At 36.6% G+C, this 17,565-nt stretch carries 11 protein-coding genes; 5 read left to right on the top strand and 6 right to left on the bottom strand.

Going from position 1 to position 17,565, the window contains the following annotated elements; translation table 11 throughout:
- Positions 1 to 158: 158 nt before the first annotated feature.
- Both BLT30_RS15930 and BLT30_RS15925 read left to right on the top strand, forming a co-directional pair.
- Entirely contained in the window at positions 159 to 2,009 is a 1,851-nt protein-coding gene (locus BLT30_RS15930; RefSeq protein ID WP_089874560.1) for a hypothetical protein, read from the top strand.
- Positions 2,010 to 2,202: 193 nt separating this feature from the next.
- Positions 2,203 to 2,925, top strand: coding sequence for a hypothetical protein (locus BLT30_RS15925; protein ID WP_089874559.1), 723 nt, complete (start codon positions 2,203 to 2,205; stop codon positions 2,923 to 2,925).
- A gap of 692 nt (positions 2,926 to 3,617) precedes the next feature.
- Here the strand turns inward: BLT30_RS15925 and BLT30_RS15920 are convergent.
- From BLT30_RS15920 to BLT30_RS15910, 3 genes are all read right to left on the bottom strand, one after another.
- The gene (locus tag BLT30_RS15920) at positions 3,618 to 5,879 is read right to left on the bottom strand and encodes a polyribonucleotide nucleotidyltransferase (RefSeq protein ID WP_089874558.1); all 2,262 of its coding nucleotides are present in this window, start codon (positions 5,877 to 5,879) and stop codon (positions 3,618 to 3,620) included.
- 151 nt (positions 5,880 to 6,030) lie between these two features.
- Positions 6,031 to 7,674, bottom strand: coding sequence for an ABC1 kinase family protein (locus tag BLT30_RS15915; RefSeq protein ID WP_089874557.1), 1,644 nt, complete (start codon positions 7,672 to 7,674; stop codon positions 6,031 to 6,033).
- Positions 7,675 to 7,736: 62 nt separating this feature from the next.
- The gene (locus BLT30_RS15910; protein ID WP_089874700.1) at positions 7,737 to 8,051 is read right to left on the bottom strand and encodes a DUF4286 family protein; all 315 of its coding nucleotides are present in this window, start codon (positions 8,049 to 8,051) and stop codon (positions 7,737 to 7,739) included.
- Between the two features lie 148 nt (positions 8,052 to 8,199).
- Here BLT30_RS15910 and gyrA point away from each other — a divergent pair, with 148 nt between their 5' ends.
- The 3 genes from gyrA to fsa all read left to right on the top strand — a co-directional run bounded on the left by gyrA (position 8,200) and on the right by fsa (position 12,934).
- Complete coding sequence (gyrA, locus tag BLT30_RS15905; protein WP_245707195.1) at positions 8,200 to 10,794, top strand: DNA gyrase subunit A; 2,595 nt, start codon at positions 8,200 to 8,202, stop codon at positions 10,792 to 10,794.
- A gap of 17 nt (positions 10,795 to 10,811) precedes the next feature.
- On the top strand, positions 10,812 to 12,191 hold the full coding sequence (locus BLT30_RS15900) for a tetratricopeptide repeat protein (protein WP_089874556.1): 1,380 nt from the start codon (positions 10,812 to 10,814) through the stop codon (positions 12,189 to 12,191).
- 89 nt (positions 12,192 to 12,280) lie between these two features.
- Positions 12,281 to 12,934 carry a fructose-6-phosphate aldolase gene (gene fsa / locus BLT30_RS15895; protein WP_089874555.1) on the top strand — a complete coding sequence of 218 codons (654 nt, stop codon included), beginning with the start codon at positions 12,281 to 12,283 and terminating at the stop codon, positions 12,932 to 12,934.
- A gap of 75 nt (positions 12,935 to 13,009) precedes the next feature.
- On the opposite strand, the gene BLT30_RS15890 is transcribed toward fsa, so the two are convergent.
- The 3 genes from BLT30_RS15890 to proS form a co-directional block, all read right to left on the bottom strand.
- Complete coding sequence (locus tag BLT30_RS15890) at positions 13,010 to 14,344, bottom strand: Nramp family divalent metal transporter (protein WP_089874554.1); 1,335 nt, start codon at positions 14,342 to 14,344, stop codon at positions 13,010 to 13,012.
- 117 nt (positions 14,345 to 14,461) lie between these two features.
- Positions 14,462 to 15,790 carry an OmpA family protein gene (locus BLT30_RS15885; RefSeq protein WP_089874553.1) on the bottom strand — a complete coding sequence of 443 codons (1,329 nt, stop codon included), beginning with the start codon at positions 15,788 to 15,790 and terminating at the stop codon, positions 14,462 to 14,464.
- 193 nt (positions 15,791 to 15,983) lie between these two features.
- Positions 15,984 to 17,459: a proline--tRNA ligase gene (proS, locus tag BLT30_RS15880; protein ID WP_089874552.1), complete on the bottom strand. Its 1,476-nt coding sequence runs from the start codon at positions 17,457 to 17,459 to the stop codon at positions 15,984 to 15,986.
- Between the last annotated feature and the right edge of the window lie 106 nt (positions 17,460 to 17,565).

The raw sequence follows: 17,565 nt of genomic DNA, 5'->3' as shown, positions 1-17,565 counted from the left end.
TGCGAGGACTCCACACTGTCATTGCGAGCGTGAGCGAAGCAATCTCAACTTTGCACACATCCTCTTTGTCATTCCGGAGGAATCTAAACATAGTAGTTTACAGTTTCTATATAAATTTTTTGTGAAGAAATCATATATTTATAAAAAATTAAATAATCATGTGGGTTGCAAAAAATCAAAATTGGAATTTTTCACATACTGACTTATCGAAGTACTTTATAGAAAAAATTAAACAAAGAGTAGATCATCAGGAAGTAATATCAAAAAAACACAGAACAACAAATGGATATACACTGGTCTACGAGATTAGAGAAGTATCAAGACAATCAATAAAAAGAACAAAATCGATTAATCGATTAATTAGTCTTTTAAAAGAGGCAAAATCACCTGTAATTTCTTCTAGCATTGTTAATGATTATATTCTAAATAAATATTTTCCTGACATTGTTGAATTTTACAAAAAAATTCAAATTGATAAATTAAAAGATGATAGTTCTAGACTTTTTAGTCTATATAATCATGCTATTATTCAGTGCAAACAAATTGAAAATAGCTACTTTTTGAACATTTATGAAGAATTAAAATTAATAGATTTAAGTTCCAGCAAATTTAATAGGGTGTCTGACAAAATGGATATTCTAATTGATAGTTTGATTCCTCACATTTTAAATATAGGATATTCTACTACTAGTGTCAGTAACATATCATTCAAATATATATCAAAAAATAGAGGTGGCTTAAAAACACATTTGAGAATTGCAAACTTTTTCAATGGAAATAAACAGGATTATGTTTTCCTACTAATTTCAAAAAAAGAAAGCTTTGAAATTGAAACAATAAAAAAATATCTTGATGAAAATAGTATAGTCTATAAATCAACTTCTTCACAAGAATTAATTAATAGATTTTATTCTGACCGGAAAATTGAAGAGTATGAAGATGCACTAGAAATACATTGTAATACATTAGATCCTCATAATTATATCAGGAATTTGTATGAAATGTGTCTAAAATTCTATGTAATATCAAAAGATAGAATGGATCTCTCACCTCTCAATGATTTTTTTGATAGGATTTACTGGAGATTAAAGGGAGAATATAAATTTCAGATCTCAAATTTCATTTTAGATCCAATTAATGTTTCAAAGAGAAAAAGTTCATTACTCGAAACTTTAAATAAGATTTCTACATGTTACGGCTTAAATCTACCAGAAAATTCAAACCTACCTTACATTCCACAAATAAGTGATAGCTTATATTATTATAATCTTGCATTAGGATCCAAATCTATTGAAAATTCTCTCTCATTATTATGGACATCACTCGAAACCTTATTGCCATACAGGATGAAAGAAAATGATATTTCCAGTATTCAACATTTTGTCGCAAAATCTTTATCTACGGGATCAATTGGAAGAGAATTAACTGCATTTGCAATGAGATATGTTGAAGCAAACTGGAACAATAATAATCTTGATAGTTTGGGTATTTACACAAATGTCTTTAATATAAATTCTATTGGATTAAAAGATTATTTTGATTTTTTAGCTAAAAGATATGATCAAACTAACGACCCTTATAATGTTTTAAAAGCAAATTCAAATCTTTTATGTAAAAAATTTGTACAGTTAAATAATAAATTTAATTCGGAAGCTAGTGTCAAATTTTGGCTTGATAAAGTAGAAGCTTCATCTGAATCGATTTCTTACCAATTAGACCGAATATATCTGCACCGTAATCAGATTGTTCATAGTGGTAAATTCATTAGCGAATATTCTAATTTGTGGAGTCATTTAGAATGGTATGTAGGAAAATTACTTTCTTTTTGTGTTATTAATTATCTGTTATTGGAAGATAAAAGTAAATTTTCAAAAGAAGATATTTTTTATGATTTAGAAGCTAATTCAGAAAATATTATTAATATTTTAAAACTTAATTCTGATAAAAAAATTTCTGAAATGGATACTCATTTTAAAACAATATTTAAGCACTCTTGGCAATTTTTTTAAAATTTATATAGCATAATCCATGCTAGCGCAAGCGTCAGATTGTACTTACAACAAAATTGAACCCTAGCCTCCCGCTAGGGTTTCCCATTCCCTATTTAACATAATATTACACAATTCACAATTAATCACCAAATAAATTGTCATATTCATAATAAATAATATATTTGGAGAAATAATTATAAAACACAATACTATGTCTTCAACATCAGAAGTAGGACACGCTAAAAACGTAGCCAACCTACAAAAACTCACAGAGCAAGTTTCCGTTTACACACTTTACAACCCTCCAGTAGCAAGTTTGTCGGTCGCTAATCTCCAAACCCTCTACACCACTGCCGTTGCAAAACTCAGCGAAGTAGAAGAAAAACGAAACGCCAACAAAAACGCCATCGCCCTGCGTCAAACCGCTTTCGAAAACCTAAAACCAACATCCACAAGAATTATCAATCTCTTAGACATTTTAGGTCTGCCAGAAGGAACGCTCAATCAGGCAAAAACTTTAAACCGCACAATCCAAGGCACCAATAAGAAACCAAAAACTACACCCTCTCCTTTGGAGGGGGAAGGGGGAGGAATTTCCACTTCCCGTCAATCCTATACCCAGCAGGCAGAGAATTTCGGCATTCTTTTACAGTTATTGACAACCATTCCTGCTTACACACCTAATGAGGACGATTTAAAATTAAACAATCTCACTTCTTATCACGCATCACTGGTGAGCGCTACCCAACCAGTAAACCAGACCGAAGCAGAACTTAACGTTAAGTTGATTGAAAGAGACCAGATTTTCTACACAGATGGCACCGGACTCTACTCCATCGCCCTAAATGTCAAAAAATACGTCAAGGGCTTGTATGGTGCCACTTCACCAGAATATTTTAATGTTTCATCTATAGAGTTCGTCAACCGAAAATAAAATAGATTTTTAATAAAAGAACCTGAATTCGGGATAAGAGAAGTTTTATAATATCAATAGGAATGGGCTTTAGCCCATTTTAAAGATTGAAAAAGAAGATTAGCTTTAGCTAAAACTTATCATAAATTTCGGCTGAAGCCGATTTTGAATTACAATCTTTACATCGGGCTAAAGCCCGACGCTATTGATAGTGCATTTGTATTTGATATACAATTATTTAAATAAATCTCTTATCCCGAATTCACGTTAAAAGAATATTATAACAGGATGATTTAATATTCTTTCAATGTAAAGTTACATTCTCGCGATGTAACTTTATTTTTTTGCAATGTCATTTTATATTGGCACGATGTAAATTAATATTACAGCAATGTAGAATTAGAATCTTACGTTGTAAAAATATATTCTCGTATTGTAGAATCTAATTCTCCGGATGTAAAATCATCTTGTGGCGTGGTAAAACTATATTCTCACATCGTGACTGAATATTCTCACAATGTAAAACAATTTCTCAACACCCACGACCGCTCCATCGGAGCAACCTGTTAATAGAACCCGACCCAGCCAACAAAAACGTGCCGTAGGTACGCCACCACCCCGTCATCCTGCGGCTCTCGAAGGATAATAAATAAAAAATTCCATAAAAAAATCCCCCGAAAACTCGGGGGATTCAATATATATAAGAACTGATCTTAAGCTTCATTCAAAGGTTTATGTTCTCCTGGTTGGTCTTTTCCTTCAGGATTTACGTTTCCTTCCGGTCTCGCTGGTCTGTCAGGTCTGTTTTGCCCTTCCGGTCTTGGACCTCTTTGCTCACCTTCTTTCTTCTCTGGTCTTGGTGGTCTTGGCAACAAAACTTTTCTGGAAAGTTTCATTTTCTTACGGTCATCATAACCCATAAATTTCACCTCTACTTCGTCACCTTCTTTGTAAGGCACTTTATCAAGACGCGACCATTCGATCTCAGAAATGTGAAGTAATCCTTCAGTACCCTTAGCGATCGCTACGAAAGCTCCGAAATCCATAACCTTCACCACTTTACCTTTATAAACTTCACCTACAACCGGTACGAAAGTAATTTCGTTGATCTTCGCAATCGCTTCATTGATCTTCTCTCTGCTGACACCGGAAATCTCGATTCTTCCGATCTCTCCAACTTCTTCGATAGCAATAACCGTATCGGTATCTTTCTGCATCTGCTGAATGATCTTTCCACCAGGTCCGATTACAGCACCTATGAAATCTTTAGGGATTTCCATCATCACCATTTTCGGAGCATGTGGTTTCACATCAGCTCTTGGCTCGGCAATCGTTTCCGTGATTTTATTTAGGATATGAAGTCTTCCTTCTTTTGCCTGCAAAAGCGCTTTCTCCATAATATCCATAGAAAGTCCCTGGATTTTGATGTCCATCTGGCAAGCGGTGATCCCGTCTGCCGTTCCGGTCACTTTGAAGTCCATATCACCCAAGTGGTCTTCGTCTCCAAGAATGTCGGAAAGCACAGTATATTTCCCTGTTTTCACATCGGTCACCAATCCCATTGCAATCCCGGAAACCGGCTTGTGAATCTGAACACCAGCATCCATCAATGCCAAAGTTCCGGCACAAACAGTTGCCATAGAGGACGAACCATTTGATTCAAGAATATCAGAAACGATACGGATCGTGTAAGGGTTTTCTTCAGGTATCATATTGGCCAAAGCTCTTTGAGCTAAGTTACCGTGACCAACTTCTCTTCTTGAAGTTCCTCTCAAAGGACGAGCTTCACCGGTTGAGAATGGAGGGAAGTTATAATGTAAGAAAAATCTCTCGTCATAATTTACCATTACGCTATCCACCATGTTCGCATCTTTTACCGAACCAAGAGTTACGGCAGTCAAAGATTGAGTTTCACCCCTTGTGAAGATAGCAGAACCGTGTGCTCCCGGCAGATAATCGATTTCTGACCAGATCGGACGAATCGTTTGTGGGTCACGACCATCAAGTCGGATCTTATCATTCAGGATCATTTGACGCATCGCTTCTTTTTCCACATCGTGGTAATATACTTTTACGAAAGGAGTCACTCTCTCCAACTCTTCTGCATCATCAACATATTGAGCTAAAAATTCATCACGTACCGCTTTGAATTTCTCACCTCTTTCTTCTTTACTGGAAGGTGTTTTTGCAACTTCGTAAACTTTATCATAAGTTTCTTTCCACACTTTTTCACGGATGGCTTCATCGTGATTTTCGTGGTTGTATTCTCTTTTAGGAAAAGATCTTCCAACTTTAGCAGCCAATCTTTCCTGAGCCTCTACTTGTTTTTTGATTTCTTCGTGAGCAAAAGTGATCGCTTCAAGCATCTCTGCTTCAGTGATCTCTTTCATTTCTCCTTCCACCATTACGATAGAATCCTTAGTCGCTCCAACCATAATATCAAGGTCAGAATTTTTAAGATCGGCATAATTAGGATTGATAGATAATTTACCATCGATTCTTACGACTCTTACTTCAGACATTGGCCCGTTGAAGGGAATATCGGTAATTGCGATTGCCGAAGATGCCGCAAGACCTGCTAAATCATCCGGAATCGACTCTCCGTCATAAGAAATCAATGAGATCATCACCTGAACTTCCGCATGGAAATCTTCTGGGAACAAAGGTCTCAAAACTCTGTCTACCAAACGCATCGTTAAGATTTCTTGGTCTGAAGGACGAGCTTCTCTTCTGAAAAAGTTTCCGGGGATTTTACCGCCTGCATAGAATTTTTCTCTGTAATCTACCGTAAGTGGTAGAAAATCTACGCCAGGATTGGCTTCTTTGTTGGCTACAACCGTTGCTAAAAGCATTGTTCCGCCCATTTTTACTACAACAGATCCGTCAGCTTGTTTTGCCAGCTTCCCTGTTTCGATTGTGATTTCTCTGCCATCTGCAAGAGTAATCAGCTCTGTAATTGCTTGAGGTACACTCATAAAATTGTTTTGTTGCACTCCGTATTGAGTGCTTTTAATTAATGTATTTCGTCTAAAATTTGGTGCAAATTTAATGTATTTATTTGAATATCATTAATAGGTATCAAAACAAGTATTTTTAAACGGTGCGAAGTACGATTTGTATTACAAATTATCTCCTGGTAATTCTTAGTAAAAGAATGATAACAAGTACAACCGAAAACACAGATCCCAAAACAGCAACCAAAGACATTTCCCCAATCCTTGGGCCGGATTCTGAAACAAAAACAATTGCCGTTGCAATGATATTCGCTCCCAAGACCATCGCCAAGATCAGATTGACAATACTAGACCTGATCAGTTGATTGGTCTTTTCAATATTTTTGATCTCACTGGAAACAGTAAACTTATTATCGTCCAGTTTCTGTAAGACCGAACGCAATTCTTTTGGGATCTCATCGACGTTATCTGTGAAATTTATGATTTTGTCCATTCCATTTTTCAGTAGTTTCCTTGGACTTACTTTTCTTGTCAGGATCTTTTTCGTAAAAGGATGAAGACTTTTTACAATATCCAGATCAGGATTAATACTTCTTCCAACACCTTCTATCAAGCCAATTCCTTTGAAAAGAAGATAAAAATAATCGGGCATATAGATTCGATTATCCTTTAAAACATCTTTCATTTTATTGATGATGATATGCGGATCAATGTCCTTGAGTGAAGTATTGTGAACGAAATTCAAAACCTCTTCTACGTCATTTTCGAATTTTCTTTCATCCGGGATCTCATAACTGACCGCCATCTTTTTGAGAGACCTCACAATTTTATTAGAATTTTTCGCTACAAAAGCAACGATAAGACTTTCAAGGACCTCCTTATCATTTGGCTGAATTTTCCCGACCGCCCCAAAATCTATAAAGACCACTTTTCCATCTTTTCTCACCAAAATATTTCCCGCATGCGGATCGGCGTGGAAGAATCCGTAGTCCAAGATCTGGGAAACGAAAAGCCTTAAACCAACTTCAGAAATTTTGATTGGATCAATGTTATGTTTTAAAAGTTCGGTTTTGTCTGTGACTTTGATCCCGTCAATATACTCCATACAAAGGACATTATTATTGGAAAATTCGTCATAGACAATTGGAACATAGGTTTCCTTGTTATTTTTAAAATTCAAGGCAAACTGCTTGATATTATTTCTTTCGTTAACCAATGAAACTTCTTCCAGCAAAGACCTTTCGAAGGTAGCAATGGCTTGTTTCAAATTTAATTTAGAGGCGATCTCAGAATAGGTTGAGATCAATTTGACCAGATCTTTGATAAGCAATAGATCATCTTCGATAACACTCAGGACATCCGGTTTTTTAACTTTAAGAATAACATCTTCTCCGGTAACTAGCTTAGCTTTATAAACTTGTGCAATGGATGCGGTTGCCAAAGGTTTTGAAATGATCTCCGAAAAATGTTCCTTAACTGAAATATTGAATTCATTTTCAAGGATCTCCTCTACATCCATATCAACAACTTCTACACGATCCTGAAGTTTCTGAAGCTCCTGAATCAGTTCCGGCGGAAGCAGGTCCTCACGGTTGCTAAATGTCTGTCCAAGTTTCACAAAAGTTGGACCCAATTCTTCTAAAACCAATCGGATTCTTTCATAAACGGTTCCTTTTGAAATGATCTCGTCAGATGGTGTAGAATTTTCTTCCGGCTTTTTACCCATTCTGGCGATCATATCTCTGAATCCATATTTGCTTAGGACAGATATTAATTTGGCAGACCGTTTAAGTTTTCGCTGTTGTTTATCAAACATAGATCATAAAAATAAAGGCGTTACAAAGTAACTCCAAAAATTATTCCTACATATTTCAAATATTAGAATCTCTTCTTTTTAGGATTAAGGAAAGTAGGAAACACCATTACTTCCGGTCCGAATTTTTGCGCAATTCTTTCTTCAAGATTCACCAATTCACTTTCCATAAACTGGTCACGAACATCATCATTGTCAAATAACAGAAAGAGGTTGGTGTTCTTACCTTCATTCAGCATTTCAGAATGAACTTCTGACAGTATATATTTTTCTACATCAATGAGATTTTCCACCATTTGATGCAGATCATTTTCTACATAGATATCCCACTCTTCTATTCTATCTTCTGTCGTGTGGAATGTAACGCTAAGGATGCTCATATTTTTTATTTTTTTATGATTAATGTTGATAAATTCAGAATGCAAAAATCGGTTTTTTTTTGTAAATTAGCCCGTTATAAAAAACAGAAAAACTCAACAGGTCAGAATCTAATGTAGATTTCTGATTTACAATAAATTAAAAATATTTATGCATAAGGAAGGAGAAAGGTTAATACCAATCAACATTGTTGACGAAATGAGAACCTCCTATATCGATTATTCGATGTCGGTAATTGTATCAAGAGCTTTACCAGATGTAAGAGACGGACTGAAACCCGTACACAGACGTGTTCTTTACGGTATGTATGGCCTCAATGTATTTTCTAACAGAAAACATTTGAAATCCGCGAGAATCGTTGGAGACGTTTTAGGTAAATATCACCCACACGGCGACAGCTCGGTTTATGATGCAATGGTAAGGATGGCGCAACCATGGAGTTTGCGTTACGAACAAGTTGATGGACAGGGAAATTTTGGGTCAATGGATGGCGATCCGCCGGCAGCAATGCGTTACACGGAAGCAAGACTAAAAAAAATATCTGATGAGATCCTTGCCGACCTTGATAAAGATACCGTTGATTTTCAAAATAACTTTGACGACTCTTTGCAAGAACCTACCGTTCTGCCTACCAGAGTCCCAAACCTTTTGGTAAACGGAACCTCCGGAATTGCTGTTGGTATGGCGACCAATATGGCGCCCCATAATTTATCTGAAAGTATAGATGCAATATGCGCTTATATCGATGACAAAGAAATTACGATCGATGAATTGATGAAGCATATCATCGCGCCAGACTTCCCTACGGGCGGAATCATATATGGTTACGATGGTGTTCGTGATGCTTTCCATACAGGAAGAGGGCGTATTGTTCTAAGAGCAAAAGTTGGTTTCGAAGAAATTGGAAACAGAAATGCGATCATCGTAACAGAAGTTCCTTATCAAGTGAACAAGGCAGAAATGATCGCCAGAACTGCCGAATTGGTAAAAGACGAAAAACTTCCTGGAATCTATGAGATCCGTGACGAATCTGACAGAAACGGATTAAGAGTCGTTTATGAATTAAAGAATGATGCGATACCAAATGTCGTATTGAATCTTTTATATAAATATACCTCTCTACAAACTTCTTTTTCAGTGAATAACATTGCACTAGTCAAAGGAAGACCGGAGCAGTTGAACTTGAAGAACCTTATTCATCATTTCGTAGACCACCGTCACGAAGTGATCGTAAGAAGAACAGAATACGAACTAAGAAAAGCCAAAGAAAGAGCCCACATTCTCGAAGGCTTTATGAAAGTGATCGGAACGCAGGATTCTCTTGACAGAGCGATTGCAATCATCCGTCACAGTGAAAACCCTGCTGCTGCAAAAGAAGGATTAATTACGGAATTTGAACTTTCCGAGATCCAGGCCCAGGCAATTCTAGATCTTCGTTTGGCTCGTCTTACGGGAATGGAATTGGACAAGATCCGTGCGGAGTATGAAGAGATCATGGCCTTGATAAAAGACCTGGAAGATATTCTTACAAACGAACCAAGACGTTACCAGATCATCAAAGATGAACTTCTTGAGATCAAAGAAAAATATGGTGATGAGAGACGTTCAGAAATCGACTATTCTGGTGGAGAGTTCTCTATTGAGGATATCATCCCGGACGAAAAAGTAGTTCTTACGATTTCTCACGCAGGCTATATCAAAAGAACGCTTCTTTCAGAATATAAGGTACAATCCAGAGGTGGTGTAGGAAACAGAGCCGCAACTACAAGAGATGAAGATTTCTTAGAATATATCGTAACGGCAACCAACCACGAATACCTTTTATTCTTCACAGAAAAAGGAAAATGTTTCTGGCTGAGAGTTTTCGAAGTTCCGGAAGGTTCCAAAACAGCAAAAGGAAGAGCTGTTCAAAACCTGATCAACATCGAACCTGATGATAAGATCAAGGCTTACATCAGAACAAAAGACCTTAAAAATCAGGAATACATCAACCAGATGAATGTTGTGATGATCACCAAAAACGGGACCATCAAAAAAACTTCATTAGAAGCTTATTCAAGACCAAGAACAAACGGTGTCAATGCCATTGAGATTCGTGACAATGATGCATTATTAGGCGCAAGATTGACAGACGGAAATTCTGAGATCATGATAGCTACTAAAAATGGAAAATGTATCCGTTTCCCTGAGGAAAAGGCAAGAGCAGTTGGTAGAAGCTCAATTGGCGTAAGAGGTATTTCCCTTGAAGACAACGATGAAGTAATCGGAATGATTGTTGTTAACGATTTGGAAAATGATACTGTTCTAGTAGTTTCTGAAAGAGGTTATGGTAAGAGAACGGCGGTTGAAGACTACCGAGTGACAAACCGTGGAGGAAAAGGTGTGATTACGCTTAACATTACCGAAAAAACTGGAAACCTGATCGCTATTCAAAGCGTAACAGACGAAGATGGATTAATGATCATCAACAAATCCGGTGTTGCCATCCGAATGAATATGAACGAGATGCGTGTGATGGGTAGAAACACTCAGGGTGTGAAGGTCATCAACCTTAAAACTAAGGACGAAATCGCAGCTATCGCCAAAGTTGAAATGGATAGAGATGTAGAAGATGAAAATGAAGAAGGCCTTGAAAATGATGACAATAACACTGAAACAACAGTAGATCAATCTCAAGCAGAAGAAAATCCGGGAAATCCTGAAAATGAAAATACCGAAGAATCTTCTGATAATGATAACGAATAAAAAATAAAAATTAACATATGAAAAGATTAATTTTAAGTTTAGCAGTTTTATCTGTAGCATTAGTATCTGCCCAGAAAAAAGAAATCGCTAATGCTGTAAAAGCAGTTGATTCAGGTGATCTTTCAACTGCTAATTCAGAAATATCAAAAGCAGAAGGTATTTTTGGTGATAAAACCTATTTGTTGGAACCTTCCGTTCTTGAGCAATATTATTATGCAAAAGGATTTTCATTACTTAAATCCGGAAAAAACACAGAAGGAGCGGAATATCTTGCAAAAATTTCATCTTTAGGCAAGGAGCAAATTTTCACAGGAAAAGATGCCGAAAAGAATAAAGTTTATTTCATAGGAAAAGAATCTGCAGATAAATTCGGCGCCGGTCTCTCTTTGAAACAGGAAAAATACTCGCCTGCCCTGGGAGACAAATTAAGACAGGCTATCGATCCTCTTTTGAGAAAAGCGAATCAAACAGCAACAACAAGTTACAATGAGAAAAAATTTGATGTTGCCGGAGACAAATTTGCTGAAACTTATTACTTGTTCAAAGCTGCAGGTGAAGACAACAAAAATCTTTTGTATTATGCAGGAGTAGCTTATGCCCAAACTCCGGATAAAAAAGCACAATCTATAGAAATCCTTGAGTCTTTGATCAAATCAGGCTATACAGGTGTAGAAACTATTTATACTGCAAAGAACAAAGCTGGAGAGAAGGAAACTCTTGACAAAGCCGCATTTGATCTATATAAAAAGACACCGGATGGCGCTGGTTATTCTGATTTCAAAACAGAAACAACACCTAGCAAGCAAGAAGAACTTTATGATGTGACAGCATCATTATTATTTGAACAACAGAAATATGATGAGGCGGCAGCCATTGCAACTGAAGGTCTTAAAAAATTTCCTGCAAATAAAAGCCTTGCCCAAACGCAAAGCAATTCTTACTTCAAATCCGGGAAAACAGATCAGTTTGTAAGCAACCTAAAGGCTAAAATAGCTAGCAATCCAAATGATAAAGAGAGCCTTTACAACCTTGGAGTAATGCTTAGCAAGGATCCTAGCAAACAAGCAGAAACAGAATCCACTTTCAAGAAATTGATAGAAATAGATCCTAAATATCCGGATGCACTTAACAATCTTGTTTTTGCCATCATTGGAGAAGATGAAGCAGCAATCAACTCTTATAGAGATTTGAAAAAGGCTGGTAAAATCGATGAGGCAAACAAAGTTCTGGAGCAAAGAAGAGCAAGATTCCAAAAAGCACTTCCTTATGCAGAAAAGCTTTATGAACAAAATCCTAGCAACAAAGAAGTAGTAAGCCTTCTGAAAGGAATGTACATGACCACACAAAACACAGCTAAGTATAACGAATTCAAAGCTAAAGAAACAGCATTAAAATAAATTTCACAGAAGCCTTTGGGCTTCTTTTTTTATTTTTCCTATGCTAATTAAAATGATATATTTACAAATAATTTTATAAAATTCTATATATGAAATTTTTTATCGACACAGCCAATCTGGACCAGATCAGAGAAGCACAAGATCTTGGAATTCTAGACGGCGTTACTACCAATCCTTCCCTAATGGCAAAAGAAGGAATCTCAGGAAAAGAAGCTATCAATCAACATTATGTTGATATCTGTAATATTTCTGACGGCGATGTTTCTGCAGAGGTTCTTTCTACAACTTACGAGGAAATGATCAAAGAAGGCGATGAATTGGCAGCCCTTCACGAAAGAATCGTGGTAAAGATCCCAATGATCAAGGATGGTGTAAAAGCCCTTAAATATTTTTCTGACAAAGGAATCAAAACCAACTGCACGCTTATTTTCTCAGCAGGACAAGCATTGTTAGCGGCAAAAGCCGGCGCAACTTATGTTTCTCCGTTCCTAGGAAGATTGGATGATATTTCTGTTGATGGCCTTAATTTGATTGAAGAGATCAGAACCATTTACGACAATTATATGTTTGATACAGAAATTCTTGCCGCATCTATCAGAAGCCCTATGCACATCATCAATTGTGCTAAGATCGGAGCGGACGTGATCACATCCCCTCTCCCATCAATACTTAATCTACTTAAGCATCCACTTACAGACTCCGGGTTAGCCCAGTTTGTAGCAGATTCTAAAAAATTAGGATAAACGCTTAATATTATAAAAAACAAAAAACCGGACTTCAAAAATTCCGGTTTTTTGTTTTTTTATAATGTTTTTGAATTAAGCGAAAAGCGTTTCTTTCAGAAGATAGAGATTCAAAATGATAATAATCCCACTGATTGTCCAAGCCAAAACTTTGAGCCACATTTTATTGGCAAACTCACCCATTTTGACCCTGCTTCCAGTGAACATCACAAGTGGAACAACCGCAAAACTCAATTGCATGGACAGAATAACCTGACTGAAAACCAATAAATCCGCAGTTCCTTTTTCACCATAAAGGATTGAAATAATTAATGCTGGTATAATAGCAATTAGTCTAGTGATCAATCTTCGAACCCAAGGTTTTAGTCTGATATTCAGAAAGCCTTCCATTACGATCTGACCAGCCAAAGTTCCTGTCAAAGTAGAATTCTGTCCAGAAGCCAGCAATGCAATTCCAAAGAAAACACTCGCCAAAGTAGTTCCCAAAAGCGGTGTTAACAACATATAGGCATCGTTGATATCAGCGACATCTTTATTTCCAGAAGTATGGAAAGTGGCCGCAGAAATGATCAAAATCGCAGCATTAATGAAAAAGGCTAACATCAAAGAAAGACTACTGTCCCAACTTGCAAACTTCAAAGCTTCTTTTTTACCTTCTTTTGTTCTTGGATAATTTCGGGTCTGCACGATACTACTGTGCAGATAAAGATTATGAGGCATCACGGTAGCCCCCAAAATCCCTATTGCAATATAAAGCATTGATGGATTCGTTATGATCTCTTTCTTTGGAATCAATCCTTCCAAAAGTGGAAAAATATTCGGTTTGCTGAGAATGATCTCATAAAGGAAAGATGCAAAAATCACAAATATCAATCCTCCAACAATACTCTCTATATATCTAAAACCTCTGGATTGTAAGAATAGAATCAGAAAAACGTCTATTACCGTAATCACAACTCCAACGCTCAACGGAATCCCGAATAATAGATTAAGTGCAATTGCTGAACCAATAACCTCTGCCAGATCACAGGCTGCAATTGCAATCTCACAAAAGATCCAAAGAACAAAATTAATACTCGGGTGAAAATGATCTTTGCAAGCCTGCGCCAGATCCCGCTCGGCAACAACGCCCAATTTAACAGACAAATGCTGCAGAACAATCGCAAATAGATTCGATATTAAAATTACGGATAAAAGAGTATATCCAAACTGTGCTCCTCCAGCAATATCTGTCGCCCAGTTTCCGGGATCCATATAACCAACAGCAACTAGTAACCCTGGCCCTACATAAGCCATAAATTTTTTCCAAGAACTTGCATTTTCCGGAACATTGATACTGGAAAAAACTTCTTGAAGGGAGTTCGAACTTTTACCTTTTCTCCAGCCTTTATTGATATCAGAATTATTCAAATAAGTTTCATTGTTAGATTAGACTAACAAATTTAACAATACTTTTCTTAACCCGCAATAAGACAATAAAAAAACTGCCAAATATCGGCAGTTTATATTAATTCGAAATTATAATTTTCACTTTGTAAATCTTACAGCTGTTTTTCTGTCAGATTCTCTTTCTTTATCGGTTGCTTCAGCAGGAACTTTGGCAAATTTGGAACCATAGCCTTCCGCTTCCAAAACCTGTGGGGAATTAAGCGAAGACTTTACAACGTTAGCTCTTTCCCCTGACAATTTCAAATTTACAGTTTCGTCACCTTTTTTATCTGTATAAGCTCCTATTCTTATTTTAGCATCTGGAAACTCTGCAAGAATTAATTTAAGATTATCCAATTGAACTTGGGACTCTGGTGTCAAAACTGCTTTACCGAATTCGAAATTAAGATTATCAAAATTAAACCATTTTTCTTTAAGCTGAGCTTCTGTTGCATTTTTGTATTCATCAGATTTAAGGAAATTAACGATCTGGTCTTCTATTCCACCTTTGTAAGCCTGTAAAGTTTTTCCACTTGGCAACGTTACAACCAAAGTTTCCCTAGTCGTGCCCACCGTATTTCCAGCAGAATTGGTAGAATCAACTACAATTGTGGTAGAATCAACGGTTGTAGCAACTGGTGCAGGCTCTGCCTTTTTATTACATTGTTTCCAGAAAAACCATCCTAAAAGCAACAATAAAAGTAATGGCAATAACCATTTCCAGATACTTCCTCCAGAGTCATTATGAGAAACAATTTCGTGAGTTGTTCCACTTCTCGTTACATCAATTTTTGGAGTTTCTGTTACCACAGGCTCTTCCGTGATAGGTGTTACTGGATTTACATCAGCAATGGGTGTTTGTAAGGGTTCAGGAACTACATTTATTGCTTCTGCGTCCATTGTTCCAAACCAATTCCCCAAACCTAAAGATGCAAAACTAAATCCTGCTGGTAATATGGAAGATAAGAATCCTTTTTGCTCGCCCAACAGATTTCCGAAAGATGAAACATCCAGGTTGTGATCCACAGCATATTTCCCTAAAGTTCCAGCAGTTGCTCCAGTAACAAGATTTAATAGCGAATTTGTAGATTCATTTTTAATTCCAGCATAAGAAGAAACCGAATTTGTGATAGCAGCAAGCTTATCTCCATCTCCGAAAATCAAACTCAAGATCTTGGAAATCACAGAATCCGTTCCATTCAAATTCTGTAAAAGATTAGAAAGAACCCCAGAAGAGGATGCTTCCTTTACGGTGCTGAAAAGTTCTGATTGCGTATTGTTATTAGCAAAACCTCCAATGACGGCAGGCAATAAAGCTGAAATAGCTTTTGAAATCCCTGACTCACTTTCCCCAAGTTGAGTAGCTGTTTGGGAAACCGTTTCCGGTCCCAATTGACCTTTGATCAGGTCGACTAAGTTGATTGACATAATAGTTTATTTTTTGTGATTGATATTTGTAATATTACCAAATATTAATCCACATCATTTCATTATTAATAATTTTAATAAAACTTTAACAGAATGATATTTAACTTTCTATGACTATTTTAAATAAACATTATTAATAATAACGAAAAATCCGAAGAAAATCTCCGGATTTAAAGTATTAATAAAATTAAGTTTAATAAGCTTTTGCAAACACAACTCTTTGTTTGGATGGCTTTCCAGATATCAAAGATACACCATCTTCCAATTCATTATTCAAAGGAATACATCTGATAGTTGCCTTTGTTTCCTGCTTGATCTGCTCTTCTTCTTCCTCGGTTCCGTCCCAATGGGCAAGGATAAAACCTCCTTTTTCTTCCAAAACTTTTTTGAATTCCTCGTAAGAATCAACTTTCGTAATATTTTCTTCTCTGTAGGTCAAAGCTTTGGTATAAATATCTTTTTGGATCGTTTGAAGCAATTCTTCGATATAATTCTCCAACCCATCAATTGAAACAGACTCTTTTGTCAGATTATCGCGTCTTGCCAATTCAACTGTTCTATTTTCTAGATCTCTTGGTCCCATTGCAATTCTCAACGGAACACCCTTCAATTCATATTCGGCAAATTTCCAACCTGGCTTGTTCTGGGTATCATTATCAAATTTCACAGAAATTCCTTTTGCTCTCAATTTAGCTTGGATATCCAAAGCCACATCACTGATTTGAGCCAATTGCTCCTCTCCTTTGAAAATTGGAACGATCACAACCTGGATTGGTGCCAAAGTTGGCGGCAAAACCAAACCTAAATCATCTGAGTGGGTCATGATCAATGCTCCCATCAATCTTGTAGATGTTCCCCAAGATGTTCCCCAGGCATGCTCTATTTTACCTTCTTTTGTAGTAAATTTCACATCGAAAGCTTTTCCAAAATTCTGACCAAGGAAATGCGACGTTCCAGCCTGTAATGCTTTTCCGTCTTGCATCATAGCTTCTATACAGTATGTCTCATCCGCCCCGGCGAATCTTTCTGAAGGCGATTTGATGCCTCTGATAACCGGAATTGCCATGAAGTCTTCTGCAAATTTTGCATAAACTTCAATCATTTTTTCAGTTTCTTCTATTGCCTCATCTTTTGTAGCATGAGCAGTATGCCCTTCTTGCCAAAGGAATTCGGCAGTTCTAAGGAATAATCTTGTTCTCATTTCCCATCTTACAACATTCGCCCATTGATTGATCAAAATCGGCAGATCCCTATATGATTGGATCCAGTTTTTATAAGTATTCCAAATAATTGCTTCAGAAGTTGGGCGTACGATCAGCTCTTCTTCCAATTTTGCTTCAGGATCTACAATTAGCTTGCCCGGATTGTTTGGATCAGTTTTCAGTCTGTAATGTGTGACCACAGCACATTCTTTGGCAAAACCTTCTGCATTTTTTTCTTCAGCTTCAAACAGGCTTTTGGGAACAAAAAGAGGGAAATAAGCGTTCTGATGTCCAGTTTCTTTGAACTTTTTGTCCATTTCGTCACGCATTTTTTCCCAAATTGCGTAACCATAAGGTTTGATAACCATACATCCTCTCACGCCAGAATTCTCTGCTAAATCTGCTTTAACAACCAATTCATTATACCATTTGCTATAATCTTCTGCTCTTGATGTTAATTTTGCCATAAATTTTTTTGATATGATTTTAACTTTTTTAACTTTTCTTAATCTAAATAAAAAGCCTAATTTTACACGTATTTAAACAATTTAAATGGTATAAAATTTGGTTTCG

It is taken from the genome of Epilithonimonas hungarica (assembly GCF_900102265.1).
Lineage (GTDB): Bacteria > Bacteroidota > Bacteroidia > Flavobacteriales > Weeksellaceae > Epilithonimonas > Epilithonimonas hungarica.
This window is presented reverse-complemented; position numbering and strand designations above follow the sequence as displayed.

Excerpts from the sequence above, each read along its gene's own strand:
- BLT30_RS15930 (WP_089874560.1), top strand. The coding sequence starts at position 159 with ATGTGGGTTGCAAAAAATCAAAATTGGAATTTTTCACATACTGACTTA.
- BLT30_RS15925 (WP_089874559.1), top strand. The coding sequence starts at position 2,203 with ATGTCTTCAACATCAGAAGTAGGACACGCTAAAAACGTAGCCAACCTA.
- BLT30_RS15920 (WP_089874558.1), bottom strand. The coding sequence starts at position 5,879 with ATGAGTGTACCTCAAGCAATTACAGAGCTGATTACTCTTGCAGATGGC.
- BLT30_RS15915 (WP_089874557.1), bottom strand. The coding sequence starts at position 7,674 with ATGTTTGATAAACAACAGCGAAAACTTAAACGGTCTGCCAAATTAATA.
- BLT30_RS15910 (WP_089874700.1), bottom strand. The coding sequence starts at position 8,051 with ATGAGCATCCTTAGCGTTACATTCCACACGACAGAAGATAGAATAGAA.
- gyrA (WP_245707195.1), top strand. The coding sequence starts at position 8,200 with ATGCATAAGGAAGGAGAAAGGTTAATACCAATCAACATTGTTGACGAA.
- BLT30_RS15900 (WP_089874556.1), top strand. The coding sequence starts at position 10,812 with ATGAAAAGATTAATTTTAAGTTTAGCAGTTTTATCTGTAGCATTAGTA.
- fsa (WP_089874555.1), top strand. The coding sequence starts at position 12,281 with ATGAAATTTTTTATCGACACAGCCAATCTGGACCAGATCAGAGAAGCA.
- BLT30_RS15885 (WP_089874553.1), bottom strand. The coding sequence starts at position 15,790 with ATGTCAATCAACTTAGTCGACCTGATCAAAGGTCAATTGGGACCGGAA.
- proS (WP_089874552.1), bottom strand. The coding sequence starts at position 17,459 with ATGGCAAAATTAACATCAAGAGCAGAAGATTATAGCAAATGGTATAAT.